General features: G+C 54.4%; 27 protein-coding genes. 12 read left to right on the top strand and 15 right to left on the bottom strand.

Annotation, left to right across the window (positions count from 1 at the left end; all coding sequences use genetic code 11):
- Positions 1–4: 4 nt before the first annotated feature.
- The 3 genes from M4I36_RS05350 to menB are packed head-to-tail and all read right to left on the bottom strand — an operon-like array spanning position 5 to position 3,770.
- A complete protein-coding gene (locus tag M4I36_RS05350) occupies positions 5–1,420 on the bottom strand; it encodes an isochorismate synthase (protein ID WP_258110680.1) in 1,416 nt (471 codons plus the stop codon).
- Positions 1,396–2,892 carry an o-succinylbenzoate--CoA ligase gene (gene menE, locus M4I36_RS05345; RefSeq protein WP_258110679.1) on the bottom strand — a complete coding sequence of 499 codons (1,497 nt, stop codon included), beginning with the start codon at positions 2,890–2,892 and terminating at the stop codon, positions 1,396–1,398. Before menE ends, M4I36_RS05350 begins: the two co-directional genes overlap by 25 nt.
- Before the next feature lie 56 nt (positions 2,893–2,948).
- Entirely contained in the window at positions 2,949–3,770 is an 822-nt protein-coding gene (gene menB / locus M4I36_RS05340) for a 1,4-dihydroxy-2-naphthoyl-CoA synthase (protein ID WP_258110678.1), read from the bottom strand.
- Positions 3,771–3,916: 146 nt separating this feature from the next.
- Between menB and M4I36_RS05335 the strand changes: the two genes are divergently transcribed.
- Positions 3,917–4,843: a 1,4-dihydroxy-2-naphthoate polyprenyltransferase gene (locus tag M4I36_RS05335; RefSeq protein ID WP_258110821.1), complete on the top strand. Its 927-nt coding sequence runs from the start codon at positions 3,917–3,919 to the stop codon at positions 4,841–4,843.
- Between the two features lie 155 nt (positions 4,844–4,998).
- Here M4I36_RS05335 and M4I36_RS05330 read toward each other — a convergent pair whose 3' ends face one another.
- From M4I36_RS05330 to cobT, 9 genes are all read right to left on the bottom strand, one after another.
- Positions 4,999–5,346, bottom strand: coding sequence for a cation-translocating P-type ATPase C-terminal domain-containing protein (locus M4I36_RS05330; RefSeq protein ID WP_258110677.1), 348 nt, complete (start codon positions 5,344–5,346; stop codon positions 4,999–5,001).
- Between the two features lie 99 nt (positions 5,347–5,445).
- Positions 5,446–6,228 carry an enoyl-[acyl-carrier-protein] reductase FabL gene (gene fabL / locus M4I36_RS05325; protein WP_258110675.1) on the bottom strand — a complete coding sequence of 261 codons (783 nt, stop codon included), beginning with the start codon at positions 6,226–6,228 and terminating at the stop codon, positions 5,446–5,448.
- 40 nt (positions 6,229–6,268) lie between these two features.
- The gene (locus M4I36_RS05320; protein WP_258110674.1) at positions 6,269–7,873 is read right to left on the bottom strand and encodes a cobyric acid synthase; all 1,605 of its coding nucleotides are present in this window, start codon (positions 7,871–7,873) and stop codon (positions 6,269–6,271) included.
- Positions 7,870–8,994, bottom strand: coding sequence for a pyridoxal phosphate-dependent aminotransferase (locus tag M4I36_RS05315; protein WP_258110672.1), 1,125 nt, complete (start codon positions 8,992–8,994; stop codon positions 7,870–7,872). Before M4I36_RS05315 ends, M4I36_RS05320 begins: the two co-directional genes overlap by 4 nt.
- Positions 8,991–9,776, bottom strand: coding sequence for an adenosylcobinamide-GDP ribazoletransferase (gene cobS / locus M4I36_RS05310; RefSeq protein ID WP_258110671.1), 786 nt, complete (start codon positions 9,774–9,776; stop codon positions 8,991–8,993). The genes M4I36_RS05315 and cobS overlap by 4 nt, the downstream gene beginning before the upstream one ends.
- Complete coding sequence (cbiB, locus tag M4I36_RS05305; RefSeq protein WP_258110670.1) at positions 9,752–10,738, bottom strand: adenosylcobinamide-phosphate synthase CbiB; 987 nt, start codon at positions 10,736–10,738, stop codon at positions 9,752–9,754. The genes cobS and cbiB overlap by 25 nt, the downstream gene beginning before the upstream one ends.
- Positions 10,735–11,319, bottom strand: coding sequence for a bifunctional adenosylcobinamide kinase/adenosylcobinamide-phosphate guanylyltransferase (locus M4I36_RS05300; RefSeq protein WP_258110668.1), 585 nt, complete (start codon positions 11,317–11,319; stop codon positions 10,735–10,737). Before M4I36_RS05300 ends, cbiB begins: the two co-directional genes overlap by 4 nt.
- Positions 11,320–11,377: 58 nt before the next feature.
- Complete coding sequence (locus M4I36_RS05295) at positions 11,378–11,971, bottom strand: cob(I)yrinic acid a,c-diamide adenosyltransferase (protein WP_258110667.1); 594 nt, start codon at positions 11,969–11,971, stop codon at positions 11,378–11,380.
- A gap of 47 nt (positions 11,972–12,018) precedes the next feature.
- On the bottom strand, positions 12,019–13,887 hold the full coding sequence (cobT, locus tag M4I36_RS16685; protein WP_308661063.1) for a nicotinate-nucleotide--dimethylbenzimidazole phosphoribosyltransferase: 1,869 nt from the start codon (positions 13,885–13,887) through the stop codon (positions 12,019–12,021).
- A gap of 270 nt (positions 13,888–14,157) precedes the next feature.
- On the opposite strand from cobT, the gene M4I36_RS05280 reads away from it, so the two are divergent.
- The gene (locus tag M4I36_RS05280) at positions 14,158–14,475 is read left to right on the top strand and encodes a winged helix-turn-helix transcriptional regulator (protein ID WP_258110666.1); all 318 of its coding nucleotides are present in this window, start codon (positions 14,158–14,160) and stop codon (positions 14,473–14,475) included.
- Between the two features lie 18 nt (positions 14,476–14,493).
- Here the strand turns inward: M4I36_RS05280 and M4I36_RS05275 are convergent, their stop codons facing one another.
- Positions 14,494–16,059, bottom strand: coding sequence for an HD domain-containing phosphohydrolase (locus tag M4I36_RS05275; protein WP_258110665.1), 1,566 nt, complete (start codon positions 16,057–16,059; stop codon positions 14,494–14,496).
- 163 nt (positions 16,060–16,222) lie between these two features.
- Between M4I36_RS05275 and queD the strand changes: the two genes are divergently transcribed.
- Positions 16,223–16,699: a 6-carboxytetrahydropterin synthase QueD gene (gene queD, locus M4I36_RS05270; RefSeq protein ID WP_258110664.1), complete on the top strand. Its 477-nt coding sequence runs from the start codon at positions 16,223–16,225 to the stop codon at positions 16,697–16,699.
- Positions 16,689–17,438, top strand: a complete 750-nt coding sequence (locus tag M4I36_RS05265; protein ID WP_258110663.1) for a radical SAM protein — start codon at positions 16,689–16,691, stop codon at positions 17,436–17,438. Before queD ends, M4I36_RS05265 begins: the two co-directional genes overlap by 11 nt.
- A 1-nt stretch (position 17,439) precedes the next feature.
- Here M4I36_RS05265 and M4I36_RS05260 read toward each other — a convergent pair whose 3' ends face one another.
- Positions 17,440–17,922 carry a Fur family transcriptional regulator gene (locus M4I36_RS05260; protein WP_258110662.1) on the bottom strand — a complete coding sequence of 161 codons (483 nt, stop codon included), beginning with the start codon at positions 17,920–17,922 and terminating at the stop codon, positions 17,440–17,442.
- 173 nt (positions 17,923–18,095) lie between these two features.
- On the opposite strand from M4I36_RS05260, the gene M4I36_RS05255 reads away from it, so the two are divergent.
- The 8 genes from M4I36_RS05255 to M4I36_RS05220 all read left to right on the top strand — a co-directional run bounded on the left by M4I36_RS05255 (position 18,096) and on the right by M4I36_RS05220 (position 24,318).
- A complete protein-coding gene (locus tag M4I36_RS05255; protein WP_258110661.1) occupies positions 18,096–18,338 on the top strand; it encodes a glutaredoxin family protein in 243 nt (80 codons plus the stop codon).
- A 43-nt stretch (positions 18,339–18,381) separates the two neighbouring features.
- Positions 18,382–18,921: a peroxiredoxin gene (locus M4I36_RS05250; RefSeq protein WP_308661061.1), complete on the top strand. Its 540-nt coding sequence runs from the start codon at positions 18,382–18,384 to the stop codon at positions 18,919–18,921.
- Between the two features lie 169 nt (positions 18,922–19,090).
- Positions 19,091–19,522: a glycine/sarcosine/betaine reductase selenoprotein B family protein gene (locus M4I36_RS05245; RefSeq protein WP_258110659.1), complete on the top strand. Its 432-nt coding sequence runs from the start codon at positions 19,091–19,093 to the stop codon at positions 19,520–19,522.
- A gap of 99 nt (positions 19,523–19,621) precedes the next feature.
- Entirely contained in the window at positions 19,622–19,798 is a 177-nt protein-coding gene (locus M4I36_RS05240) for a hypothetical protein (protein WP_258110658.1), read from the top strand.
- 364 nt (positions 19,799–20,162) lie between these two features.
- Positions 20,163–20,795, top strand: a complete 633-nt coding sequence (locus M4I36_RS05235; RefSeq protein WP_258110657.1) for a polysaccharide deacetylase family protein — start codon at positions 20,163–20,165, stop codon at positions 20,793–20,795.
- Between the two features lie 289 nt (positions 20,796–21,084).
- Positions 21,085–22,641, top strand: a complete 1,557-nt coding sequence (gene zwf, locus M4I36_RS05230; protein ID WP_258110656.1) for a glucose-6-phosphate dehydrogenase — start codon at positions 21,085–21,087, stop codon at positions 22,639–22,641.
- Positions 22,638–23,279, top strand: coding sequence for a cyclase family protein (locus M4I36_RS05225; RefSeq protein ID WP_258110655.1), 642 nt, complete (start codon positions 22,638–22,640; stop codon positions 23,277–23,279). Before zwf ends, M4I36_RS05225 begins: the two co-directional genes overlap by 4 nt.
- Before the next feature lie 172 nt (positions 23,280–23,451).
- Complete coding sequence (locus M4I36_RS05220) at positions 23,452–24,318, top strand: hypothetical protein (RefSeq protein WP_258110654.1); 867 nt, start codon at positions 23,452–23,454, stop codon at positions 24,316–24,318.
- Positions 24,319–24,431: 113 nt separating this feature from the next.
- Here the strand turns inward: M4I36_RS05220 and M4I36_RS05215 are convergent, their stop codons facing one another.
- Positions 24,432–25,586 carry a cytochrome P450 gene (locus tag M4I36_RS05215; protein WP_258110653.1) on the bottom strand — a complete coding sequence of 385 codons (1,155 nt, stop codon included), beginning with the start codon at positions 25,584–25,586 and terminating at the stop codon, positions 24,432–24,434.
- Positions 25,587–25,726: the final 140 nt, after the last annotated feature.

The raw sequence follows: 25,726 nt of genomic DNA, 5'->3' as shown, positions 1-25,726 counted from the left end.
CTCCTCATCCATCCATTTCGGCAGTCTGGAAGACGCCAAACGCGTCTCTCATCGGCTGCATTTTCATCTCCGTCTCGGCCCATTCTGCCTGCGGCTCCGAAGCCGGAACGATACCCGCGCCGGCAAAAACCGCAATCTCTCCTTCTTGATAAAGGGCGGAGCGCAGGGCCACGGCGAACGACCCGTCGCCCCTGTCATCCATCCAACCCACGCCGCCTGCATACCAACCACGCGTCCATGGCTCGGTCTCAAGCAGAAGAGCGAGCGCGGCCTGCCTCGGCAAACCCGCAACGGCGGGGGTAGGATGCAACGTGGCGAGCATGTCGGCCAACTGTACACCGTCCGCCATATCTCCAGAAACGGGCGTAAAGAGATGCTGCACGTTGGCATACTTCACGATGTGCGGATGCGGAGGGACGGACAATGCACGCACCACATGCATCAACTGGCTTTCCAGAAACCGAACCACTGCTGCGTGCTCCTCACGGTCTTTGCCACTCGCCATGAGTTCCTCGGCCAAGGCCGTGTCTTCCTGCACAGTCGCACCACGTCCACGCGTCCCCGCCAAAGCGTCGACTTCAAACCGCCTGTCCTCTACGCTTAGCAGACGCTCTGGAGAAGCACCCACAAACCAGGCACCAGCACGCGCCACGGCAAAGGTCCAACTGCTTGCGTACCGTTGCCGCAGCGCAGCTACCGCTTCACAAGGGCGCCTCTGAACGGGATGCCGCGCGAGTCTCGCCAAGACAACTTTCTCCAGTCCGTCTCGAAGTGTCCTCGTGACGGCGCTCACTCGCGCTTCCCACTCGGCACGCGATTCCACCTGCAAGAACCGCCAGGGCACTACAGTCTGTAAATCAGCAAACGAACGCAGGTCTCCCTGCAAAAGAGCACACACCGACCTCTTGCCGAGCGCTACGTCGGCCGCCTCGGCTGCGTGCAGCCAGAGTGTCGCCTCCAGTCTGTCCCCGGACGCCACGAGTTGTAGCCGCGGTATGCGCAGCAATGCGTCTGGCCAATTTGACCAGCCAGCGGCATCCTCGCGGTCCACGAAAGAAAATGCCGGCAACGCAAACAGGCGACACGGCGCGAGCCGCGTCACACGAGCCGACCTCTCTTGCCAGTCCTGCTCCAGTTGATGGAACCTTCGGTGGCCGGTATACGACGTTTCTGCAAACGTCCCGAGAGCGAGAAACTCCATTTTATGGAGCGGATCGAACAAGTACATCTGGTCCATCTCCTGTTGCAACTGAGGCAGCAAATCCTCCAATTTGGCGCCCTGCAGCGGGCAGGAGAAAGGCACGACGACCCTCTCCCGTTCCTCGGCAGAGGCCGCCCGGACCGGCCATCTGCGCCGAATCACCTGGTCCAACCCTGAACAGACCGTGCGATACATTAGACTGCTGACGGTGCGATACATTCCTGTAACTTCCTTCGCAAGAGTTTGCCCGAGGCGTTGCGTGGCAACTCCTCAGCCACAGCAATCGACCGCGGACATTTATAGGCAGCGAGACGTTCCCGACAAAATTGGAGCATGTCCTCCTCCAGAACGACTCGATCCGCTTCCAACACCACGACCGCCATCGGAACTTGGCCTAGTTCCTCATGGGTGGCTCCAAAAACTCCCGCTTCCACCACACCTGGACAGGCACTAAGCACCCCTTCGACCTCTGCGGGGTAGACATTTTCCCCGCCCACGACAATCAGGTCGTTCCTGCGGTCGAGGACCGTGAGATGGCCGTCCTCCGCGATTGAACCGATGTCTCCTGTGTGCAACCACCCATCCACGATGGTCTGGTCCGTCGCCTCCGGTCGCCTCCAGTAGCCCGCCATAATGGTGGGCCCCGCCAGTAGAATTTCTCCGATCCGATTTGGCTCGCGCGCGACCGTTCCATCCTTTAAACGAATAGCCACCTGCACGGCAGGCATCGGCAGTCCAGACGAGCCAATGTGACTGCCCAACTGAGTTGGGCGCAGAACGGTCGTCGTAGAGTTCGCCTCCGTCAGACCATAGCTGGCGTGCACTGGCAATCCCCGCTCGAGTGCCGTTTGCAGTAGTCGCGACGACACGCCACTCCCGCCGACCAAGACAGCCCGCAAATGGGTCTCGTAGCGAGGTTTTACCATCTGCGCGAGCATCCGCTGCAGCATCGTCGGTACGACCGACAGCATGGTTATATGGCGCCGCTCGAGTTCGTCGTGGACACGAGTCGCGTCGAACTGCTGGTGAACTACTGCAGTGGTGCCGTAGATAGCAGTCCGCATCAAGGAGGCGAGCCCCCCCACGTGGAACAGCGGCATCGGCATCAGCCATTCATCATCCGGCATCATTCCGAACGTCAGCATGGATGCTGCAGCGCTAAACCACTGGGTACCATTCGTCAACATAGCCCCTTTGGGAAATCCCGTCGTCCCTGACGTGTAGAGAATGGAATGCAAGCCGTCCAAAGTAAGGGACTCGCGCGGGTCGGACGGCTTCTCAAAGGCACTGTGCTCTGCCTCAACCAAGCGCGCATCGGCGCCCGCCGCCGTTAAGACCTGTTCTGCGACTTCTTTCATCGACTCGTCCACCAAGAGGGTGGTCGCGTCCACGTCCCTCAGTTGATATGCCAACTCATCTCTCTGGAGTTTGCGATTCAGCGGCACAACCACCGCATCCGCCTGCATGATGCCGTGAACGGCAAGCGTGAACCAATGTGACGACCGACTGAGAACCGCCACGCGATCACCCGAGTGGACCCCAGAGTGCTGCAATAAGGTTTTCATCTGGAGACTGGCATCGAGCAGTTCTCGATACGTGTAAGCACGCTCATCGAAAACCAGAGCGGTCTTTGTCGGCCCCACTGTTGCTTGGCGACTTAACCAATCCGGCATCCTCGCCGTCGCGTCCATGACCTGTCCCCACCTTTCTTCAAGACGCCTTTCTGTTGGCATGCGCTTTTCAGAAATCAAGGTAAGCGTGGGAATTTGGAGAAGTCCGGCTTGCGCTTCTCTAAAAACGCCTGCTTTCCTTCCTTCGCTTCATCCGTCATGTAATAGAGCATGGTTGCATCACCAGCAAGTTGCTGCAATCCGGCCAATCCATCCGTATCTGCGTGAAACGCCATCTTGAGGAAACGGATGGCAATCGGACTTTTCTCCAAAATTTCCTCTGCCCACTCCACAGCCGTCGCTTCCAATTGGTCAAGCGGCACGACCACGTTCACGAGTCCCATGTCCAGAGCTTCCTCAGCAGTGTACTGGCGACACAGAAACCAAATTTCCTTCGCCTTTTTCGTCCCGACGGTGCGTGCCAAGAGTGTTGCACCGTATCCGGCATCAAACGAACCCACTTTTGGTCCGGTCTGGCCAAAGCGCGCGTTGTCGGCCGCAATCGTCAAATCGCAGACCACATGGAGGACGTGCCCACCGCCAATCGCATACCCGGCAACGACCGCGATGACGACCTTAGGCATGGAACGAATGAGACGCTGCAACTCGAGCACGTTCAGCCGTGGCACGTCATCTTCGCCGACATACCCACCGTGACCACGCACACGCTGGTCGCCGCCTGCACAAAAAGCTTTTTCTCCCATCCCAGTGAAGAGAATGACGCCCACTTCCGCATCATCACGGGCCATCGTAAACGCTTGAATCAGTTCGCTGACCGTCAGCGGTCGAAAGGAATTATGTACCTCCGGACGATTGATTGTGATTTTCGCCATTCCGCCCGATTTTTGATATATAATGTCGGTGAACTCGGCCACCAACTGCCAATTGGGTTGTCCCATCTGTGTATCCTCCTCTGTGGCGCTCGTCCCACCGTGAGTGCGGCGGACGACATCGCAATGCTCAACATTATAGAACTTGTGTTTCGGCTTATCAAAAATGGCTCGCTCCGTGCTAACATACATGTAACTCTCATGTTCCTGACTCTATCGAAAAAGCGAGGAGACACGCCATGTCCATTCGGACACAACTGGGTATATGGTGGCGACTATTTCGTCCCTTCACCTTGACGGCCTCGATTGTTCCCGTCATTGTTGGCACTGGTTTAGCTTGGCCGCACCATCATTTTCACTTCGGCCTGTTCGCCGCGATGTTTGTCGCATCCATGCTGATTCAGTCGGCCACGAATATGTTCAACGAATACTTCGACTATCGCCGCGGGCTCGATGACGAGCACATGGTTGGCATTGCTGGAACCATTGTCCGCGATGGTGTCTCGCCGAAGACCGTCCTCGCGTCCGCGTGGATTTCTATCAGCGTATCTACCTTGCTCGGCGTATACATCTGCATCACGACAACATGGTGGCTGGCCGTCATTGGTCTCATCTGCATGGCCATCGGCTACTTTTATTCCGGTGGTCCTCGCCCACTCGCCTATACTCCCTTTGGCGAGTTGACCGCAGCCATTGCCATGGGCCCGACTATCGTCCTTATCGCCTTCTATTTACAAGCCAACACGGTCACGTGGCGAGCGGTCGTTTCGTCCATTCCCATCGGCCTTTTAATCGGCGCCATCCTACTGGCAAACAACATTCGCGATATGGACCAAGACAAAGTCGGCGGGCGCCGCACAATTGCCATTCTACTTGGGCGGCAACGCGGTCGCATCCTCTTCGCATCCGTCTTTGCTGTCACATATTTGTTGATTTTGCTGCTCGTTGCAATAGGCCAATTGACGCCGTGGACACTCGTCGTCCTCTTGACAGCTCCATCCGCATTCGGAGTGACTCGCTTGTACTACCGCTTCACGGAGCCAGCCAAACTTCATGCCGCCGTAAAAGGCACAGCCAATCTGTTGTTCCGCTTTGGCGTTTTGATGTTTGCCGGAATGTTGGTCGCTAAAATTCACTTTTAGCCAGGGTCAACCGGTCTCGACCGCTTCCGTGACTTCTGCAGCGGCGGCACGGCCGAGTGACATGAACAGATAGAGCAAAATAGGCTCGCCTCTCTGCGGCGAACCTCCGCTCATTTTCAAAACTTCCTGGTGGATGACAAGCCACCAGGTTTCTCTTATTCTTTGTTCGATCCGCCTGTCGGCGAACGCTGTCCACTCGTGGCGGATGCTTCCATCTTCTTGGCTAATTTCTTCTCGCGTCGATATTTGCTTCGAGAAATCGCGATGGTAACTACCACAAACCACAGTACGACGAGAATCGCGACGGTCCAGTTGAGCACCCGTTGCGAGTGAATTCCATACGCATCCATCAAAAAAGGTACGACAATGACCAGGAACAAGAGAATTGGAATCCCAAATAAAGCCAGCATCACCCATGGATTGAGCGGAGACTTCGGTGGATCGCCATATTGGTCCAGATTATCTTTGGAAGGTTCCACCAAGCGCAGCTCCTTTCCAGCCACTATACCTCACCTCACTGACACAGATGGTCCACAACTCGCCAACGATTGCGTCTGGTATAGTCTAATCCTCTGCAAAGACACGCGCAAACGGAGGAGCCATCAGTTAGCCAAAAGTGACATGCCGCCATCCACCACAATGGTCTGACCGCGAATCATTTTGGCACCCGGCGTGCACAGAAAGTACGTGACTTCCGCGATATCCGTCGTTTCCACCATCATACCCGCTGGATTTTTCGCCCCAGCTTCCAGCATCTCCTCGCGATTGGGAAAGTGCTTGAGTGCATCCGTGTCGATGACACCGCCGGAGACGGCATTGACGACAATATTCTTCGGCGCCAATTCTACAGCCAAGTAGCGCGTGACTGCTTCTAGCGCGGCTTTGGACACGCCTACTGCTACATAATTTGGCAACACGCGCACCGACCCTAGACTCGAGATGGCGACCATGTGCCCACCGCCCGACCGTTCCATCCAAGAGGCCGCCTGTTGCGCCGCAAAGAGATAAGCTTTCGCGTTGATATTCATGGTCCAGTCCCAATGCGACTCTTCAATCTCCATGAGCGGCCGCAGCACCCCCGAGGCCGCATTGTTGACAAATACGTCCAGCCGACCAAACTCTTGACCCACCGATGCAAACAGTTCGCGAACATTGTCCAAGTCGCCCACGTTACATTTTACCAAGTGCACCTTGATACCATAGGTCGACTCTAACTCCGCTTTAGTCGCTTCCGCATTCTTTCGGCTCCGCAGAAAATTCAACGCTAGGTCATACCCTTCTGCCGCAAAGCGTGTTGCAATCGCCTTGCCAACGCCGCGCGTTCCACCCGTTACGAGTGCGACTTTCTGCACCCCTGACTCTATCGTGCCCATCTTTTCGCTCATATGTTCCACCATCCATCCTCTTCAAGTTGGCCCGTCCATTTTACTCGGACGGGGAGAGGTTGCCAAGTCGCAACAGCCCGCAGACCTCATAGAGTTTACTCATGTCCACAGACGAACGAAACACTGCCGCCATCCGGTCTATTTCGGCGTTCAACCGCTCTTCTCGCGAACCTGTGAAGACCGTGTCCGACCACGATGAGAGCCGTCCCTCGCCCTCGCCCTCGCCCTCGCCCGTCCCGAACGCACGCTCGCGAGCCGTTTCGAGAAAAGCATTCAAAAACTCACTCGAATCAAACACGCCGTGCAAATACGTTCCACAAATTCGCCCGTTCTCGACGCTCGCTCCTTCTTCGTGTACAGGTTCTTCGCCTCGCCGGTCTCGAACCAGTGCGAAAGACTCGCAGGCCGAGACTTTACGCGTGATTCCCATGTGAATTTCGTAGCCCTGAAGCGGCAGTCCTTTGTTTCTCCCCAACGCTTCACCACAGACTTGAACCGTTCGTTTCGTCACAGACCACTCTGTGACCAGCGGCAACAGCCCAAGTCCGTCCATCTTAAGGCGGGAAGACTCTACCCCCGCTCTATCGACCACTTCCTGACCCAACATTTGAAATCCCCCGCAAATGCCAAATACCGTGCTACCCGCCGCCGCGCGTTCTCGAATGGCGTCTGCCAAACCGCGCTCGTTCAACCATGCGAGGTCTTCCAGAGTTGATTTCGATCCCGGTAAAATCACGACATCCGCACTGGCTACCTGCGCCTTGTTGGTGACAAATGCGGTCGATGCGAGTGGGTGGGAAAAAAGCGGATCGAAATCCGTGAAGTTCGCCAGATGCGGTAGTCGCACGATGGCTATACGAAGTGTCCGTTCCTTGGTAGCTGCAGGGCGGTACCGCGGATTGTCCAGAGACACAGAGTCTTCCTCATCCAATTCGAGGTCTGGGACGTAGGGAATCACGCCAAGAACGGGCAGACCGGACATGTCTTCGAGGATTCGAACACCGTCCGTGAATAAGGACGGATCGCCCCGAAAGCGGTTGACCAAAATGCCTTTGACCCGCGACCGCTCCTTTTCAGATAACAGCCAGAGCGTACCGAGAGCCGCTGCGAAAACACCTCCACGGTCGACATCAACCACCAAAAGTACCGCCGCATCGGCCATCTCCGCGCTGCGGAAATTGGCCACATCCCGGGCTTTCAGGTTGAGCTCGACTGGGCTGCCTGCGCCCTCAAGCACGACGACGTCGGCTTCAGCCGACACCACCTGAAAGCTGTCGACAATGGCTTTCCAGAGTTCTGCCTTATCGTTTGCAAAGTACGACTTGGCCGTCTGTGTGGAGTGTACCACTCCTTGAACGACGACTTGACTACTCATCCCGGACTGTGGTTTGAGCAGCACCGGATTCATGTGCTCGGTGGGCACCGTGCGACAGGCGGCTGCTTGCAGAGCCTGAGCCCGGCCGATTTCCCGGCCACTCGGAGTGACGGCTGAGTTCAGGGACATATTCTGCGCTTTAAACGGAACCACCCGCAATCCGTCATCACACAAAACACGGCAGAGGGCTGTACAGAGCACACTTTTTCCGACACTGGAAGCCGTTCCGACCAACATGATGTTTGACTTCGATACGGTCGCGTGATTCATCGTCCCACCCCCTCGTTCCTTTGCCGCAGTGCGCGTTCGACGCGCTCAAACAATCGCTCATTCTCTTCCCGGGTGCGAATGGCGACACGCCAATGGTGATGCGTGCATCCCGGAAAATCGAAACAGTCACGGACAAACATGCCGAGTCTCGCAAGCTCCTGTTGACATTGTAGAGACCATGCGTCGCTGCGGTCCAACTCCACAAAGAAATAGTTAGCCGCCATGCGAAACAAGCGAACACCGTCCGTGCGACCCCAAGTTGCCTGAACGAATGCACTCTCTTCACGCAGCCAGGCACGCGTCTGTGCGGAGTAATCTGAGAGTTCGCCGTCCTCAGGACCGTAGGCCGCGACTCCCGCCGCAAGCGCCATCACGTTCACCGTCCAACCGTCGCGTTCGGCATAGACTTTCTCCGCTAATTCCACTGGCGCCAGTGCAAATCCCAGACGGAGGCCTGGGATGGCGTAATACTTAGTGGCCGAGCGAACGACGGCCACCGCCCGGCCCTCAAGAAGCAGCTTGCGCCCGAGAGACGCCTCATCGTGAAGAAGGAAATCGTGGAATGCTTCATCAAACACGACCAGCACTCCCCGCGACATGGCGTCTTCGAGAAAAGGCACACACTCCGCGGTGGAGAAAAACGTCGATGTCGGATTGTGGGGATTGTTTAAAACCAGCACGTCCCCTTTGCGAAATTCGATGGAGCCGAGTGCTGGCAGGCGAAATGTGTCATCGGCTTGAATCAGCGGAATGCCGAGGACGGGTATATGAAGGCGATGGGACACTGCCCGATATTCAGAGAATGCCGGGTCTAAAAGAACCATGCGTTTGGCCGAAAAGCCGCGCACCAACAATTCCAAAATCTCACTCGCACCATTACCAACCACAACCGACTGGGGCGTTACCCCTTCACGCTCTGCAAGATGCTTGCGCAATACGCGGTGCTGTGCGTCTGGATAATGTTCCATCTCGGAGATGGCTGCCAAAACCGCACGGCGAACCTTTTCAGGCGGGCCGAACGGATGAATATTGGCGCTGAAATCGAAAATCCGCTCCATTTCGGGTGGAATTTGCTCGAGATAATCGGCAATCCGCCCGCCGTGACGATACGCGCTCGTCATACCACTCCTCCTCGGCCAAGCCAGATGAGCACGAACAAGTACAGCGTAGTCTCCGTCAAGAGGAGAGTCGCCCCGTATGTGTCTCCTGTCATTCCCCCAAATCGTCGGCAAAACCAGCGTGTCAGCCCCCACGCGACAGCCACTGTCCAGAGAAGCATGGCTCCTGCTAGCAGCGGAGATGCTGTCAGCGCTACCAGGACCGCGCACAAAACACCAGAACCGAAGAGGTCGCGGCGCCGAATTTGGCCAGCAAAGAGTGCTCCAAGCCCTTCTCTACCGCGCGCGGAAGGACCAAACTGCATGGACAAAACGAGACTCCAGCGAGAACACGACCAAACAGCAACAAACAACAACGGACTCAACCGTCCAAGCTGGACGGCAGAGAACGCCTGGAGGAGGAGAAACAACATAGCCACCAGCGCCCCAATCGCGCCAATTCGACTGTCGCGCATGATGGCGAGAGCCTGTTCACGTGGACGACGGCTACCGATGGCGTCAAACGTATCCATGAGCCCGTCCACATGAATACCACCGGTCAGCAGAATAGCAAGCGTCAAGCCTACCATCGTTGCCACGGCGTCACTCGTGCGAAGAACCAACAGACCATGCACAAGATACAGACATCCTCCGAGCAACGCGCCGACCAGCGGATACCATCGAACTGAGGCGCGCAACTCGCTCAGAGACATCTCCTCTTTCGCAGACATCCAGCCCACCGGAAGAAGGGTTAAAAACTGAATCGCACTGGCGAGCCTCGTCACTTCCCGGCGAACAAGACCCACGAGACCCCTCCTCCCATCACCAATAGAACAAAGGCTATCCAAACCATGCCATCCAATAATTTCACCGACTGCAAAATGTGCTTTTGTTGAAGTTCGCAGTGAGCGTCGCCGAGCAGCGCCCGCGACGATGCCACCCCTTGATAGACGTTGAGACCACCTAACTGGACACCGAGAGCGCCGGCAAATGCGGACTCGGGCCAACCTCCGTTGGGCGACGGATGTTTGTGTGCGTCGCGAAGAACAACTTTCCAAGCCCGGCCCATCGGCAACTGGAGCCAGAGCAGAGCGGGAGTCAGGAGCAGCACTGAGATGCGGGCCGGTATGTAGTTCAAGACGTCGTCTAGCCGCGCACTGACCCGGCCGAAATAAAGGTACTTGGTCGACCGATAGCCGACCATCGAGTCGAGCGTATTGACAGCCCGGTAGAGCATGGCCAAGCTCGCCCCACCAAGCGCGGCAAAGAACAGAGGCGCAAGGATACCGTCCACGCTGTTCTCCGCGACCGTCTCGACGGCGGCTCGGGTCACACCACTGACGTCAAGTTGCTGAGTATCGCGTCCGACCACGCGGGCCACGCGAGACCGCGCCTCGGACAAATCCCCACGCCGGAGCGGATCAAGCACATCCAGTGCGGCACCGCGCAGACCGCGCCAGGCGATGGTCGTCCAAATAAAGACAATGCGAAGAAAGGTCGCTAACCAGAACCAATGCGAGCAGAGCCGCAGAATGACAAATGGGACTCCATACGCGAGCACGACGGTCGTGACCGTGAGGACACTGCCTAGCCAGAATTTTGCGGCGGACCGTTGGCAGCGGGGCAAGAAAGTCCGCTCAAACCAAGAGATGTAGCGGCCGAACAGGACAACCGGATGGAATGCCCCGAGCGGATCGCCAAGAACACGGTCGACCAGCAGTGCCAGGGCGGGAATCCACCAAGTCAGCGAAGGCCCCCATGCGCTCATGCTTGTTGTCCATGTGGGCCAGACCGTGATTTGACGACTAGTGGAACACCCGCGACCAGTAGCACGACTTCCTCGGCCACCGCAGCTACAGCGGCGTTCAATCGACCGAGCCAGTCGCGATAGCGGCGCGATTCGGAATCAGCCGGGACGAGGCCCATGCCGACTTCGTTGGTGACGATGATCACTTGTCCTGAATGCTCCGCTACGGCAGAACAAAGTGCTCCCATCGCGATTGAGAAACTGGACTCATCCGTGACCCATCGATGGTGCATCCAGTTCCCGAGGAGAGTTGCTAGGCAATCCAGCACGACCACGCGACTGTCGTCTGCAGAGAGCCACGCGGATACATGAAGTGGCTCTTCGACCGTTTGAAACCAGTCAGCCCGCTCTTTGCGATGGCGAAGAATGCGCTCGGCCATCTCCTCATCGAACGGCTCGGCAGTTGCCACAAACGTGACTTTACGGAGATGGCCGGATGCGTCTTTGAAAGACGTCGGGGGAAGGGAATGAGACTCTGCGAGTTTTAACGCGTAGTCACTTTTCCCACTCTTTGCTCCTCCAGTAATCAGACACACGGGCACGCGCTGTTCTCTCCTCTCTGTGCGATCCGCTTCGCGTGTATGGCCGTTTTCCTCCAATTCACCGCGATTCCGGCTTCTTTCCAGGTTCGCGAAAAACTTCGGGGGAATTCTCGTACTGAACGTCTTTTTCGCCAAGCCGCGCATTGACAGCGCGCGCCAGCACAAACAACAAATCGGAGAGGCGGTTGACGTACATGAGCGTTGCCGGATGAATCTCTTCCTGCCGCATCAATGCGACAATCCGCCGCTCGGCGCGCCGAGCTACGGTACAGGCGACATGCAGAGTCGCTGCAGCCGGGTGACCGCCGCGCAAGACGAACTTAGTTAACTTCTCCGCTTCTGACTGATACTTGTCCACCAGCGGTTCTAATTCCGACGCCGCATCCGTCGGTGTTCGAAAATGATATTTTTCGCTCTCGGCTGGCAATGCGAGGTCCGCCCCCACGTCCCAGAGCCGCTGCTGAATGGCCAAAATGGCGTCATGAACGTCCTCAAAGCCCTCTTTCGGCAGCAGCGAAACCGCATAAGCCAAAAACGCTCCCGCCTCGTCCACCGAACCATACGCCTCAACTCGAGCATCATCCTTGAATCTCCGCTCCCCGCCAATCAGAGCCGTTTTACCTTTGTCTCCACCTCGCGTGTAGATTCTCACACGGGATTCCCCCTCGATGAATGTAGTCAATGACGATGCGATCCGTCTCAATCTAGTGCAGACGTGAAGTGTTTCGATAGAGGGCCAACACGGCCAAACCGCTCCTCGTAGACGACTTCATCGCCCTTGCGGCGAGTTCCCCAGCCAACTCGCTCGAGCACCGGGATGGCCGGAAAGTCTGGTGTATAACCAAGTGTGAGGAGCGCTACCGGATCGACCTCATCGGGTATGTCGAGCAAGGAACGGACATCTGCCTTCTGATAGAGGCTCACCCACCCCATGGCAACCCCTTCTGCGCGCGCGGCCAACCACATATTCTCAATCGCACAGGCAGTCGACATCAAGTCCGTTTCTGGTATCGTGTGGCGTCCGAGTACATGCGGACCACCCCGATTCGGCGAATTCGTGACACAAAGGGTGATAGGTGCCTGCAGGAAGCCTTCCAGCTTAAGGCGCAGATAGTATTGCCGCTTGTCCTCAGCGTATGGCCCACCTGCACGGATGCGCTCAGCGTCAGCCAACTGGTGAAACGCCACTCGCATCGCTTCGTCGCGAACCACGATGAAGTTCCACGGCTGCATGTAGCCGACCGAGGGAGCGTGGTGTCCCGCCCAGAGGATACGCGCGAGAACTTCATCCGGAACGGCGTCTGGCAAGTAGACGCGAATGTCTCTGCGAGCCGCCACCGCCTTGTACACGGCACTCACCTCGGCTTCCGTAAAGTCGCGTGGCGCCGGCATGGTCTTGGGCGGCTCAGCGGATGACTCGCCCTCCGCTGCGCGAGTCGAAGCAGAACCGTGAACACTTTCGTCGGGATGAGGTCCGTGCGGATTGTCGACTTGAGCGTCTGCAAAGGTCGCCGTTTCCGCGCACACATCGCACGCCCGCGCCAAAATCGGCCACGCGAAGAGAGCTCCGCTCGCCTCGCCGAGATGAAGGCCAAGTCGCAACAACGGATGCAACCCCAATTCTCGCAGAACGACGGCATGCGCGGGTTCCGACGATTCGTGCCCGGCAAACAGGTACAAAGCGAGCGCCGGCTGCAATCGCACTGCCCACAATGCCGCGGCTCCAGTCACCATGCCGTCGAGCAAAATGGGTATCTGCCTGTGTGCAGCGGCCATCATCGCACCAGCCATAGCAACCAGTTCATAGCCTCCGACGGCAGCCATCCAGGCCCACAGGTCACCTTGCTTCGCATGATGGAGTTCCAATGCCGTCCGGGCGATCCGTTGCTTGTGCAAGAGTCCTGCTTGGTCCAAGCCCGTACCAGGGCCCACCAGTTGTTCGACGGAACACGTCAGCAATCCTGCGCAGAGAACCGCTGCGGACGTGGTATTGCCAATTCCCAATTCACCAAGGATGAGTGCATCGGCACCGCCATCGCAAAGGTGGTCGACGTGAGCAGCAGCCCGAAGGAAGACGGTTTTGGCGTCAGAAACCGTCATGGCTTCTCCACTGCAGAAGTCCATCGTACCGCAAGCAACTTTTTTCGAAATAATTCGAGGGTGCCGGACATCTCGGCACAAGCCTACGTCGACCACTTGCAACGGGATGCCATGTTGGCGAGCCAAGACACTGGAAGTCGCCGAACCCATGAGCACATTGACTGCCATCTCTTCGGTGACCGTCTGTCGATAGCGAGATACTCCTTGACGAGCAACACCGTGATCCGCCGCAAACAACACCGCTACCGGATGGGACAGGCGAGGAATCACCTCGCGGCGAATAGCAGCTACGCGGCATACCATCCGCTCGAGCTCACCAAGGCTGGCCAGAGGCATGGTCAAGTCGCGAAATCGACTTTGACAGCGCTGAAATGCCACCTCAGACACTTCGGGAATCGACAAACGGGACAGGTCGCTGTCCAAGCCCGTCAAAGGTTCCAAGCCCGTCAAAGGTTCCAAGCCCGTCAAAAGAAAGCCCCCTCTGTTTCGTATCGCACGCCGCTCATCGAGTCGCCTCGCTGACTGCCCTACTCTTGTGAAGGGCGTCTGTGCACAATGATTTCATCATATCAGAACCACCGCAGGGCCGAACAGCCAAGGTCGGTTGCTCGAACGAAGGCGGAAGACGAGCGGGTAGATGCTTCGACGCCCGCTCGGATAATCACGATTTTTTCGGTGCAGAAAGCACTGGGATTGAACTCTCAAATGTGCTAGAATATCGAAAGGAGATGATGAAAGATGCGCAACGAACAACAACTGTGTCCGAAGTTCGAATCTGCGTTTACCCTGTTGGGAAAGCGCTGGACAGGGCTCATCATACACGTGTTGATGGATGGACCAAAGCGCTTTAAAGATATATCTGAGATGATTCCAAATATGAGCGACCGCATGCTCGCCGAACGCTTCAAGGAATTGGAGTCGTGTGGCATTTTAATTCGGCATGTATATCCCGAAACTCCAGTTCGGATTGAATACGATTTGACCAGTAAAGGAAAAGATTTAAAGGCAGTCATGGACGCTGTCCAAGCGTGGAGTGACCGCTGGGTCGAAGTCTGACTGCGGCCCAGCCGTGCTTCATGGGCTCTCCGTGGCAGCAGCGATTGGAACAGTAGCGGCGGCGGCGGCTGACGGACGCTCACCCGCTAGCAAGTGTTGGTTTGCCCAGTCGATAAATAAATCTGTGAATATCGGGTCCCACTGTGTCCCACGGCCTTCTCTCAAAATAGAGATGGCTTTTTCGGCAGGCATGCCGCGGCGATACGGTCGGTCCGATGTCATCGCGTCAAATGCATCGGCAATCGCCATAATCCGTCCAAATAACGGGATTTGTTCACCCGAGAGCCCATCTGGATATCCGTCGCCATCATACCGTTCGTGATGGGAGCGTACGCCTGGCAAGAGAGCAGCCATCGCATTGGGAGGCTGGACTTGCAGCAAAATACTTTCTCCTACTACCGGATGCGATTTCATCACCTCAAACTCTTCCGCCGACAGTCGTCCTTCCTTCAATAGAATCGTATCAGGAATGCCAATTTTACCAATGTCATGAAGCAATGCGGACTCTCGCAAGTCTTTCAGGACGGTGGCTGTCAACCCAGCTCTCTTTCCAATTTCCACCGAATAATCCGATACTCGCTGCGAGTGACCTGCCGTATAAGGGTCGCGTGCGTCTAACGCCGCTGCTAACGTCGTCAATAAGCTTTGCGTCAAGAGCATCGTCTGCAATTCGCGTGCTTGCAGGTCATCGACCATCAAATTGAATCCCGTGACCAGACGAGAGAACTCGTCCGAATAAGCTTCGATGGCGCGTGTCTGTAAATTGCCGCGCTGAACTTTGGCCATCTTGCTCTCCAGTTCAACAATGGGACGCTGCACAACGCGCGCCAGCAATCCCGAACTGAGAATAGAAAATCCAATGCCAACCAACAAGATGACTCCAGCCCACTGCCAATACGCGCTCGGTTGCATCGTCTTGAGTCCCTGATTCAACCGCAGTTGCGTTGCGAGGGAAAATAAAATGAGCGGAAACACGCCAATCAACAACGCGCTACTCCGATATTTGGATTGCACGGAGACGAGTACCTTGCCGTCCAACGTGAGATGCATCCCCAGAGCTGTACGCGCCATCTCTTGGACTTCCGATAGCATCGGAACAATCGCTTCTGCCGTCAAAAAGAATTCGATGAGCGCATGCATACTGGCGACCAGAATGGAACCTATGATAGCAACGACTAGGTAAGACAGTGGTATAGTCAGATGAAAATACAGAATCTCTATCAAAGTTAGACTTACCGCAGGCCCGGCGAGTCCCAACCAATGAGGCAGTGCAACCCGGCGTACGGCCAAAATCGGCAAGCGGTGAAGTTGCAGAAAGGCAGTCTGGTAGTCCTGAGCGCTCGCTGTGTGATGCTCGTCAAACAGCCACCGAATGGGTCTCATGTGCCGCCGAAAAACGGCACTTTCCGAGATAATCATGAACGGAATACTGATGACAAGCGTTAGCAGCAGCAGCCGTGCATCGTAAGCTGAGATTTTCAGCGTGCTGAAGATGAGTATGCTGCCCACACCCATCACGGCTACGGCTGACCCAATCATGTAGTTCCGAACCAATCTACGCATAAACAAACGATACGACTGCACTGAAAACGTCCTCTCTGCCACCCACTCTGCCGCTGGCTCTCGACTTTCAGCAGTCCCGCAAACACAAGTGCGATGTTTCGCCGTTTGTTGTATTCTTGTTAGGCATTTTCAATTCCTGCCTGCGTAGGCCGCAATTTGTCGAATGATGAACAGGAGGCATCCCATGGACGAGTACACCGTTCCTTCTCATATTCAGACATTGCATCGAGACATCGAGGAGCACCAACTTCGGTACCATACCAAACGGGTGTCCGTCAGCAAGGCGTTTCACTTTGATGCGGCCCACCATCTTCACTGCTACGAAGGAAAGTGCAAGAGTCTGCACGGACACACGTACACCTTGGAATTTATGGTTAGTGGAATTCCTGATAAGCGCGGTATTGTCGTGGACTTTGGAGAGCTAAAATCTCTTTTTGAGAGGTATATTGGAAGTCGACTCGACCATCGATACTTAAACGAAGTCGTCCCACCCATGAATACGACAGCAGAAAACCTGGTGGTTTGGATGTGGGAACAGTTAGTCGATGCCGTCGATGCCTTATGCAAGCCACGTTCCGTACAGCTCGAGCAATTGATTCTCTATGAAACGAAGACCAGCTACGCGATGGCAAAGAGGGAGTGGATGAACGATGGTCAGTAACGGTCAAACTGAAAACAGAGATAAGCGAGACTCCTCTTCAGAAGACATGGCTGTGACGCTACCGATGGTAGAAGTGTTTGAAACCGTGGAGGGCGAAGGTACCATGGCGGGTTATCCTACCACTTTTGTCCGCGTCTTTCACTGCAACCTGAGATGCGTTTGGTGCGATACCAAATACAGCTATGCCCCCGCCCGTCCAGCCTATTATGCATCCGTGCAAGAAATTGCCGACCAAGTGCTGGCATTTCAAAACGCACACGTCTGCCTGACTGGTGGAGAGCCTCTCCTTCACGGACAAAAATCACAGGCACTCGTCAGACAATTGGCCAACCTCCCCGTGGTGCGCGACCTTCACGTAGAGACGAACGGTGCAGTCGACCTTCGACCCTTCGACCATTTGCGAGAGACCGAGGCTAATTGTAGGGCGAAATTACGGTTTATCATGGACTACAAACTCCCTGGTTCCGGCGAAGAAGTAGCCATGAATCGAAAGAATTTTGAAGTCCTGCGAGAAAACGACGAAATCAAATTCGTCATCGCCGACTCCAGAGACTTTGAACGGGCGAAAGAGGTCATCCACGAACACATCCAAAGAGGACAAGTCCTATTGTCTCCCGTTTTTTCGTCCGTTTCGCCAAAACAGTTAGTGGAATGGACGCTAGCGAGCAAGATGAAGTCTGTCCGCATTAATTTACAATTGCACAAATTTATTTGGGACCCGGAGATGCGTGGCGTATGACTCACGCCTCCGTCGTTCCAAGCGTACGCTTGGAACTGTCTGCCACCTGAAGCTGAAAGCACTGTTGGCACAGACCGTGCAGCTCAATCTGAATATCCTTCGTGTAAAATTGGTGATCTTTTTCTGCTTCCTGAATCCAGTCCACCGGAACTTCCTCGAGATAAATATCTTGCAATTTGCCACATTGGTCACAAACCATATGGTGGTGCGGCGACACATTCAGATCAAATCGAGACGCGGCATCTCCGAACGTCAGTTCCTTTAATACTCCAGATTCCACAAATGCCTTTAATGTGTTGTAAACAGTCGCCAAAGACAATGTCGGCAATGAACCGCGCATTTGGTGAAACAGTTCATCTGCCGTCCAATGACGTTTTTCGTCTATCATAAACTGGAGAATCGCCACACGCTGTGTGGTCGGTCTCAGACCCGCTTGCTGCAATATTTCTAAAGGATAAAGATGATCCTCTTCCTTACAACTCATGTAAAATTCCTCCCATCGGTCAAAACGCGATGCTTCTATTGCTATGTCTAAGTTTTGACATGTGTTTCACGATGACTTAAACTTACACTTAGTAGTTATTATAATTCAATCTCAAAACGATATCCACCGTACTTTGCCTTCCAATTCCATGAGGCTAAAGGAGATGTTTGCGTATGAAACATGAACCTGTCATCGTCTACTCGTCGACCGGCTGCAGTTACTGTGCCAAAATCAAATCTGACTTGGAGAGCTGGAACATCCCATTCGAGGAGCGCAATGTGACCAACAATGACGACTACTTCAAGGAATTGGAGTCCAGAGGTATCTACTCGGTGCCGACAACCATCATTGGAGAAGAAGCCGTCGTCGGCTATCGACCGAATAAAATGAAGGCATTGCTCGGGATATCGCTTTGATTCAGTCTGGACACGCTGGTATAGTGACGGTGAATGCGAAATAATGGCGTTGACCGCCGTGCATTCCAATTCATACATGAAGGAGGTTTTTCCAATGGCTCGTGGTCCGGCTCAGTCCAACACCCTAAAAGTGGGGGACAAAGCACCTGACTTTATGTTGCCAGCAACTGGCGAACGTACCATCCACCTAGCCAATTACCTCGGAAAGAAAAACGTGTTTATTGCCTTCTACCCCTTAGACTGGACCCCTGTCTGAGGCGCTCAGATGCCTTCGTACGAGGACGATCTGTCCCGGTTCGAAGAGTATAATACCCAGGTTCTGGGTATCAGCGTAGACAGTATCCCCAGTCATGAAGCGTGGCAGAAGTCGATAGGTGGTATCTCCTACCCACTTTGCTCTGATTTTAATCCGCATGGCGCAGTGGCCGAGAAGTACGGGGTGCTGCGGGAGCAAGGGATGACCGAACGCGCACTGTTCGTCATTGACACGGATGGAGTCATTCAATACATCGACGTGCATCCCATCGACGACCAACCGGATAACGAAGACATCTTCGACGTGCTCCGCAAACTGAACGCATAGGCCGTCTCAACGATTGGACAGGCTATCTGCGTTTAAGTGACGTTATGTTTCCATACCAGCCGCTTGAACCGCGGCTGGTATGGACTCTTGCTATCTCATGTGGACCAGATGGTGTTTAGGTGTCTGGTAAGCGTGTCGATTGCGCCGTGCCGAAAAAAGGAGGATTCCCATGTCGTTATCTCTGTCGAGAAAGACGATTCCGTATACGCCCGTGACGAGGCCCCTTTCTGAGACCACGCTCATGGTCGTGTCAACTGCCGGAGCGCATCTGACAACCCAGGAACCTTTCAACACGGCAGGAGACGCGTCATATCGCGTCATCCCTGGCGATGCACACAGTAGTGATTTCACGGTAACGCATGGAGCACCAAAAGAACACTACAACACGGACGAACCGAAGCGAGACATTAACACCATCTTCCCTATTGACCGTCTCCGAGAATTGGTGGAAACCGGCTTTCTCGGCGGTTTGGCGGAAAAACACTTGACCATGATGGGCTATGCCATGCGCTTAAATCAAATTAACCAAGAGACGGTTCCGGCCATCGCCAACGAAGTCGAGAAGTCCCGCGCGGATGCCGTCTTGTTGACCGCAGGCTGACCGCTCTGCCATCGCACCGTGGTCACGGTGCAGCGCGGCATTGAGATGATCGGTATACCGACTGTCCTAGTCACATTGGACCCTCAGCAGTCCAGTCTGATGCGCCCGTCTCGGGCTATCCATCCTGTAGGTTTTGAATTTGGGCATTCTCTTGGTCGACCTCACGACGTGCAGACGCAGACTGCTGTCTTGAAGGCAGCGCTTGAACATTTAGTGACAAAAGGAGAGCCTGGTGTCATCGCCGATGTGGAGTTCTCATCCTACCGAGAGCAGTAAAACGGAGCACGGTGGAACGTTGCTTTGAAGCCCTTCCACCTCTCCCTTTCTTACAAACATACCCACCGATGCACCTTCGGAACGTGACCTTGCCCACCATTCGGCCAACCGGAGCCAGTCGGAGCCAACCACCTCTCTTCCTTGCGAACGGACCTACCGATGTAGCTCTCGCATGACTTCGTCGAGACTGGGAACGCTAGTTGCGAATGGCGACCCTTCGCGAGAAGTGAGGAAGAAAAGATTGACGACGACCCAGCGGATAAACGTGCTTGGTGCCGGCTCAGCGTCTCATTTTGTCAACCCCAGCACGGCACATAACACTAGTTTTTGCCGCAAAACTCGACCGCGCTTAAGACAGCACCTGATGCGTTCTGTTCTGTCTGCACTATGTCTTTGCTTTCTCGTTTGTCCGCCGGCTTTTGCAGACACAAAGCACGCCTCAAAGACCCTCTATTTGACGTTTGATGACGGGCCGAGCGAACGATACACGCCAAAAATCCTCGATGAATTGCGCGCCGCACACGTTCACGCTACTTTTTTTGTGCTCGGATATCGATGTGACGAGTTCCCGCAAATCGTCCGACGCATGCATCGCGAAGGACACGAACTCGGCAATCACGGCTATCTGCACGAAGATGTCGTGTCTCTGTCAAGGTCATGCCTACAGCGTGATGTCTTGCGAACCGACCACTCCATTTATCGTGCAAGTGGCGTCATCCCCACTTTCTATCGCCCACCAGGCGGCCATATTGACAACCAGGAACGCAAGTTAATTTTGCAAATGGGTCATCCTATCCGCATGTGGACCGTAGATTCCTTCGATTGGAAAGCGAGATCGACCCAAGATATCGACCAGGCACTCGCCGACAAAATCCGCCCTCAAGCTGTCATCCTCTTTCACGACGGGGTCTCTGGAAGTCGGTACACCGCTGAAATTCTGCCGAAACTCCTTTCCCGCTGGAAGTCAGCCGGATACGCGTTTGGCACATTGAAGTGACGCAGACTGTAGAGTGTGCCGCTTCGTCGGGTCGATCCGGTCCCACACTCAACCAGGAGGTGACGCCATGCGTACCGCAATGAAATGGTTGTACGGTGCAGTGCTCGGAGGATTATTGGTGATTGGCGTGGTCTACGTGTGGATGCATCTCAGTTCCTGGCACGGCTTCGCTTGACTCGACGAAGCGACCGCGACGTCGTTACATCCGTTTCGGGACAGGCGCCACCCCGCTCTCTTCTGTTACAATTCAAGAGATGCAAGAGGGCTCAATACCAAGGGAGGTCTGGGAATGGCCAACGACGAGCACCAAACGGAACCACACACGCTCATTTTATTCGGCGCGACGGGCGATTTAGCGAGAAGAAAGTTGTTCCCGGCTCTATATCAACTGCACCAGAGGAAAAGGCTGCACCCTTCGACTCGAATTTTGAACGTAGCTCGCAGTGCATATACGGATGAACGTTTTCGCGACTTGGCAACGAGCGCCATGAAAGAATTCGCCCCAACTGCGATTCAATCCATGGACGACTGGACCGACTTTGCTAAGCGCCTTCACTACTGTTCGGTGGACGCCAGTCGAGACGACGATTACGAAACCTTAAAGTCGGTTTTGGAGTCTTTGGAACAAAAAAACGGCCTTCAAAATCGACTTTTCTATCTCGCCATGGCCCCGGAATTTTTCGGCCCGGTTGCCGGACGAATTCAATCCAGCGGCTTAGCGCAAACCATGGGTTGGCGACGACTCATCATTGAGAAGCCGTTTGGTCATGATTATGCATCGGCTGAGGCGCTCAACACGGAACTGTGTCAAGTGTTCAGAGAAGAAGAGATCTACCGAATTGACCATTACCTAGGAAAGGAAATGGTCCAAAATATCGAGGTCATTCGTTTTGCAAACTCCATATTTGAACCAGTTTGGAATAACCGCTCCATCGCCAATGTTCAAATCACTTCCAGTGAAACCGTAGGCGTAGAAGAACGTGCATCCTATTACGAACACGCTGGTGCACTGCGCGACATGGTGCAGAATCACATGTTACAGATGGTCATGATGATTGCCATGGAACCCCCCAGTCGCCTAAAAACAGAAGCGATACGCGATGAAAAAGTAAAGGTGTTGCGGTCACTTCACCGCTTTCGCGTAGACGAGGTAGCTGAGCACGTAGTACGCGGACAATACGATGCGGGCGTCATACAGAATCACTCGGTCGCTTCTTACACCGACGAACCAAACGTCAGAAAAGATTCACAAACAGAGACGTTTGTCGCCGCCAAGCTTTTTGTCGATAATTTCCGCTGGGCGGGAGTGCCGTTTTATCTTCGCACGGGGAAGCGTATGGCTGTAAAATCCACCGAGATCGTCATACAATTTCGGGACATGCCCAAACATCTGTACTTTAACCAAGACGGAAAATTAGGTCCGAATTTGCTCGTCATTCGAGTCAATCCGGTCGAGGGAATGTACATACAGCTAAACGCCAAGCGGCCGGGCGCCGAAGAGACTGTCATTCCTGTAGCGATGGAATTTAGCCAGACGTCGGCTAATTCGGCGGAAGCATATGAACGCCTATTTTTCGACGCTATGCGTGGGGACTCGACCTTTTTCACACGCTGGGACGAAGTTTCCCTGGCATGGAAATTTGTCGATCCAATCGCTGCCGCATTCACTGAAAACAGAACGCCGTTGCATCTTTATCCAGCAGGAAGTTGGGGACCAAAAGCCGCAGAGGATTTGGTTCAGGCAGAAGCGCATCGCTGGTGGCCCGTATACGGGCAAGAGACCACATCCGTAGAGACGGTACTCGAACGCGCCACCGCCACCACAAGGGAGGGACAGGAACCATGACCTGGAGAATTCACGACGTTTCCATGCCAGTTCATCATTCCATGCCAGTATACAAGGACAAAGCGGACAAGCGTCCAGAGTTTGAAACAAAAGCGGACTTCGCCGAATCTGGACTGCGCGAATCGCGAGCCCATGTCGACGCACATACAGGAACTCATGTCGATGCCGCCTTGCACATGATGCCTGGGGCCGACTCCATTGACCTCTTGCCATTGGAACATGTAGTTCGCCCCGCTCGCGTCGTCGACCTTAGCTACGTCACCGGGGCCATTCAGGTGTCCGATGTGGAAGCACTGAATGTCCACGAAGATGAGTTTTTGTTGTTTAAAACAGCCAACTCGAAGGAAGATATTTTTAACCCCGAATTTGTATACCTCGGGGAAGCGGCTGCCAAATGGCTTGCAGAGGCGAAAATTGCCGGGGTGGGAATTGACGGATTAGGGATTGAGCGCAGCCAACCGGGGCACCCGACACACAAGGCTCTGTTCTCGAGTGGTGCAGTCATTCTCGAAGGACTGCGACTTCATCACATTCAGCCAGGAACCTACTTCATGGTGGCGGCACCGCTCAAGTGGATGGGTGTGGAAGCGGCCCCTGCTCGTGTGCTGCTACTCGAAGGCGTGAGTATTTTGTCTTAAAGAACGGAGTAGGCTTCCTCTGTTTTTCTACTTTTCACCTCTACCGACACAAACAGAACCTCTCTTTCGCACTCTGTAGACGAGAGCACGAACCAAGCAGGCGTCTCTGCGGGAAAAGAAATGAGAGGTTCCGTCGGTAGAGATGACATTGTCAAAAACGAGGAGGACTACCATGAAAAAAGTGTTGATGTTGTGCGCTGCCGCTGTCACTTTATCCGCGTCCGGCATAACCGCGTTCGCTGCCGAAGGGGGCGGACACAACCCATCTTTTCAAGCGAAGTATCAAGCTAATTTGAAGACCGAGGCAAACCTGTGGAGTCGTGTTCAAACGAATCCTACAAACTCCAACATTGTTCAATTGAAGTCGGTCGTGACGAATTTGAATTCACAGGCCGCAACTCTGTACGCGTCCGAACAATCCCTTGCGACGGAGAAGGCGAGCCTCCAAACCAAACCATGGACCGCTCCGTTACTGAAAGTCAATATTTCTAAATTGGAGAAACAGCGCGACTCAATATTAGCTCAGACAGACGCCGCATGGCATCTGGTCATTATGTACTGGGTCCTTGAACGCCAACATGGTCCCGGCTTTCTCCAGTTAGAGAACCAATGGAAGAAAGACGGCAAGGGTTACGGTCACCCGCCAGTAGCTCTCCCTCTCAGTCAATGGACTCAAGCAGCAACTGCTTTCCACAGCACATTCGGAACGATGCCTATTCTAAAGGAGAATGGCAACGCCAAGGCGTGGCTGCATTTGGCGATTCAAGAGCATAACAAAACGCAGAAAGAGTTGCGTTCCATTGACAAGCAACTCTGGAAGGCGGAGCATTCAAAGATGGATCAATGGAGCGTCTATCCCTTTGACCACGCTCTATCCACTCTACAAAAGTCAATACTCAGACTTCAGACTTCGGAAATCACGTACACCAGAATGATTTTGCAATTACAATCTGCCACGAACACCAGTGGCACTACCTATGGTCAACTGGCGAACTCTTCGTCGGTAAGCATCTCGGAGACCAATACAGCCATGGCGTAATCTCTGTCTAACCAACGACTGGATTCTAAAGTGAAGAACCTACCTTCACAAAGTGAGCAACACCCATGGGTGTTGCTCACGACCATTTCATGTTCCATCAGCACTGAGACACACTAAGCTAAGGTGACAGGCATATGATAAAAGCCGTATACAAACGACGTTGGAATGGACACTAATCTCGATGTATCCACGTCGATACGTCTAAATTCTCTCGCCAACTGAGTCAATGAAATTTTCGCTTCCAGACGAGCCAGCGGGGCGCCAAGACAAAAGTGAATTCCATGTCCGAAAGCCACATGTCGATTTGGAGAGCGTCCAGGGACAAATTGTTCAGCGTGCTCAAAGGCCGCTTCATCTCGATTCGCCGAACCCATCCAGGCAACCACGGCAGCATTAGCTGGAATTTGCACGCCGCCTAGTTCCAAATCGCGAGTAGCCGTTCGGTACATGTGCTGTACCGGTGAGCGGTAACGCAGTACTTCTTCAACAACATTTTCCACCATCGCAGCACTGTCTCTCATACTCGACCAGAACTCTTGATGCTCGTTGAGTGTCAGAATCGCGTTGCTGAGCAAATTCGTCGTCGTTTCATTTCCAGCTACCAATAAAAGAATACAAAAACCGAGGATGTCCGTCGGAGACAACCGCTCTCCATCGACGGTGGCCGCCAACAGTTGAGATACAAAATCTTCCTTTGGCCGACGCGTGCGTTCCGCAATCATCTCTCCAAAGTACATGACCATCTCTCTCTGTGCGTCTGTAAAGTTTAACTCCCCTCCGCTATCCATTTCAGCGGTGCCGGAAATGATGGCGTCGGACCAGACTTTGAACTTGTCTCGGTCTTCCAAAGGTATGCCGAGCAATTCGGCAATGACCGTCACGGGTAATGGCACGCTGAATGTCTCGACAAAGTCGACTTCACCAGACGTCGCTTTCATGTCTTGAATTAATCCGCTCGATATTTCCTCAATACGTGGCGCCAGTGCGGCAATCGCCCGTGGTGTGAAGGCTTGTGAAACCAGCGAACGGAGTTGCCGATGGCGCGGTGGGTCTAAGCTAATCAGACTTGCCGCAATCGGATTGTTAGGGTCATCCGCAGGACCGCGGCGAGACGAGAACAACTCATGTTCAAAGAGCACTTTCTTGACGGCTTCATATCCAAAAGCATGGACATCTCCGTCTTCATCCACTAATACAGGATTTTCGCGCCGCATGCGCTCGTACCAAGTAAACGGATTGAGCTTATCTCGCTCGGAAAAATCAATCATACTGTTACCCCTTTCCACTTTACCGCTGAAAACAGAGTACGGACGCCACTGTAGGAGCATACTAAAGCGAATTCAGAGGGCCGGCAGAAGTCCCTGCGGACTTGCCTTGTCAATTTGGGGGAGATATCCACGCTTAAACA

Source organism: Alicyclobacillus sp. SP_1, assembly GCF_024706985.1.
In the GTDB taxonomy this organism is placed as follows: domain Bacteria; phylum Bacillota; class Bacilli; order Alicyclobacillales; family Alicyclobacillaceae; genus Alicyclobacillus_I.
The sequence above is the reverse complement of the archived record's forward strand: the minus strand, read 5'-3'. Positions and strand labels throughout refer to the sequence as shown.

Bases quoted from the DNA above. Each gene is read 5' to 3' on its own strand.
- M4I36_RS05350 (WP_258110680.1), bottom strand. From the start codon at position 1,420: ATGTATCGCACCGTCAGCAGTCTAATGTATCGCACGGTCTGTTCAGGG.
- menE (WP_258110679.1), bottom strand. From the start codon at position 2,892: ATGGACGCGACGGCGAGGATGCCGGATTGGTTAAGTCGCCAAGCAACA.
- menB (WP_258110678.1), bottom strand. From the start codon at position 3,770: ATGGGACAACCCAATTGGCAGTTGGTGGCCGAGTTCACCGACATTATA.
- fabL (WP_258110675.1), bottom strand. From the start codon at position 6,228: ATGAGCGAAAAGATGGGCACGATAGAGTCAGGGGTGCAGAAAGTCGCA.
- M4I36_RS05320 (WP_258110674.1), bottom strand. From the start codon at position 7,873: ATGAATCACGCGACCGTATCGAAGTCAAACATCATGTTGGTCGGAACG.
- M4I36_RS05315 (WP_258110672.1), bottom strand. From the start codon at position 8,994: ATGACGAGCGCGTATCGTCACGGCGGGCGGATTGCCGATTATCTCGAG.
- cbiB (WP_258110670.1), bottom strand. From the start codon at position 10,738: ATGAGCGCATGGGGGCCTTCGCTGACTTGGTGGATTCCCGCCCTGGCA.
- M4I36_RS05280 (WP_258110666.1), top strand. From the start codon at position 14,158: ATGCGCAACGAACAACAACTGTGTCCGAAGTTCGAATCTGCGTTTACC.
- queD (WP_258110664.1), top strand. From the start codon at position 16,223: ATGGACGAGTACACCGTTCCTTCTCATATTCAGACATTGCATCGAGAC.
- M4I36_RS05265 (WP_258110663.1), top strand. From the start codon at position 16,689: ATGGTCAGTAACGGTCAAACTGAAAACAGAGATAAGCGAGACTCCTCT.
- M4I36_RS05260 (WP_258110662.1), bottom strand. From the start codon at position 17,922: ATGAGTTGTAAGGAAGAGGATCATCTTTATCCTTTAGAAATATTGCAG.
- M4I36_RS05255 (WP_258110661.1), top strand. From the start codon at position 18,096: ATGAAACATGAACCTGTCATCGTCTACTCGTCGACCGGCTGCAGTTAC.
- M4I36_RS05245 (WP_258110659.1), top strand. From the start codon at position 19,091: ATGTCGTTATCTCTGTCGAGAAAGACGATTCCGTATACGCCCGTGACG.
- M4I36_RS05240 (WP_258110658.1), top strand. From the start codon at position 19,622: ATGCGCCCGTCTCGGGCTATCCATCCTGTAGGTTTTGAATTTGGGCAT.
- M4I36_RS05235 (WP_258110657.1), top strand. From the start codon at position 20,163: ATGCGTTCTGTTCTGTCTGCACTATGTCTTTGCTTTCTCGTTTGTCCG.
- zwf (WP_258110656.1), top strand. From the start codon at position 21,085: ATGGCCAACGACGAGCACCAAACGGAACCACACACGCTCATTTTATTC.
- M4I36_RS05225 (WP_258110655.1), top strand. From the start codon at position 22,638: ATGACCTGGAGAATTCACGACGTTTCCATGCCAGTTCATCATTCCATG.
- M4I36_RS05220 (WP_258110654.1), top strand. From the start codon at position 23,452: ATGAAAAAAGTGTTGATGTTGTGCGCTGCCGCTGTCACTTTATCCGCG.
- M4I36_RS05215 (WP_258110653.1), bottom strand. From the start codon at position 25,586: ATGATTGATTTTTCCGAGCGAGATAAGCTCAATCCGTTTACTTGGTAC.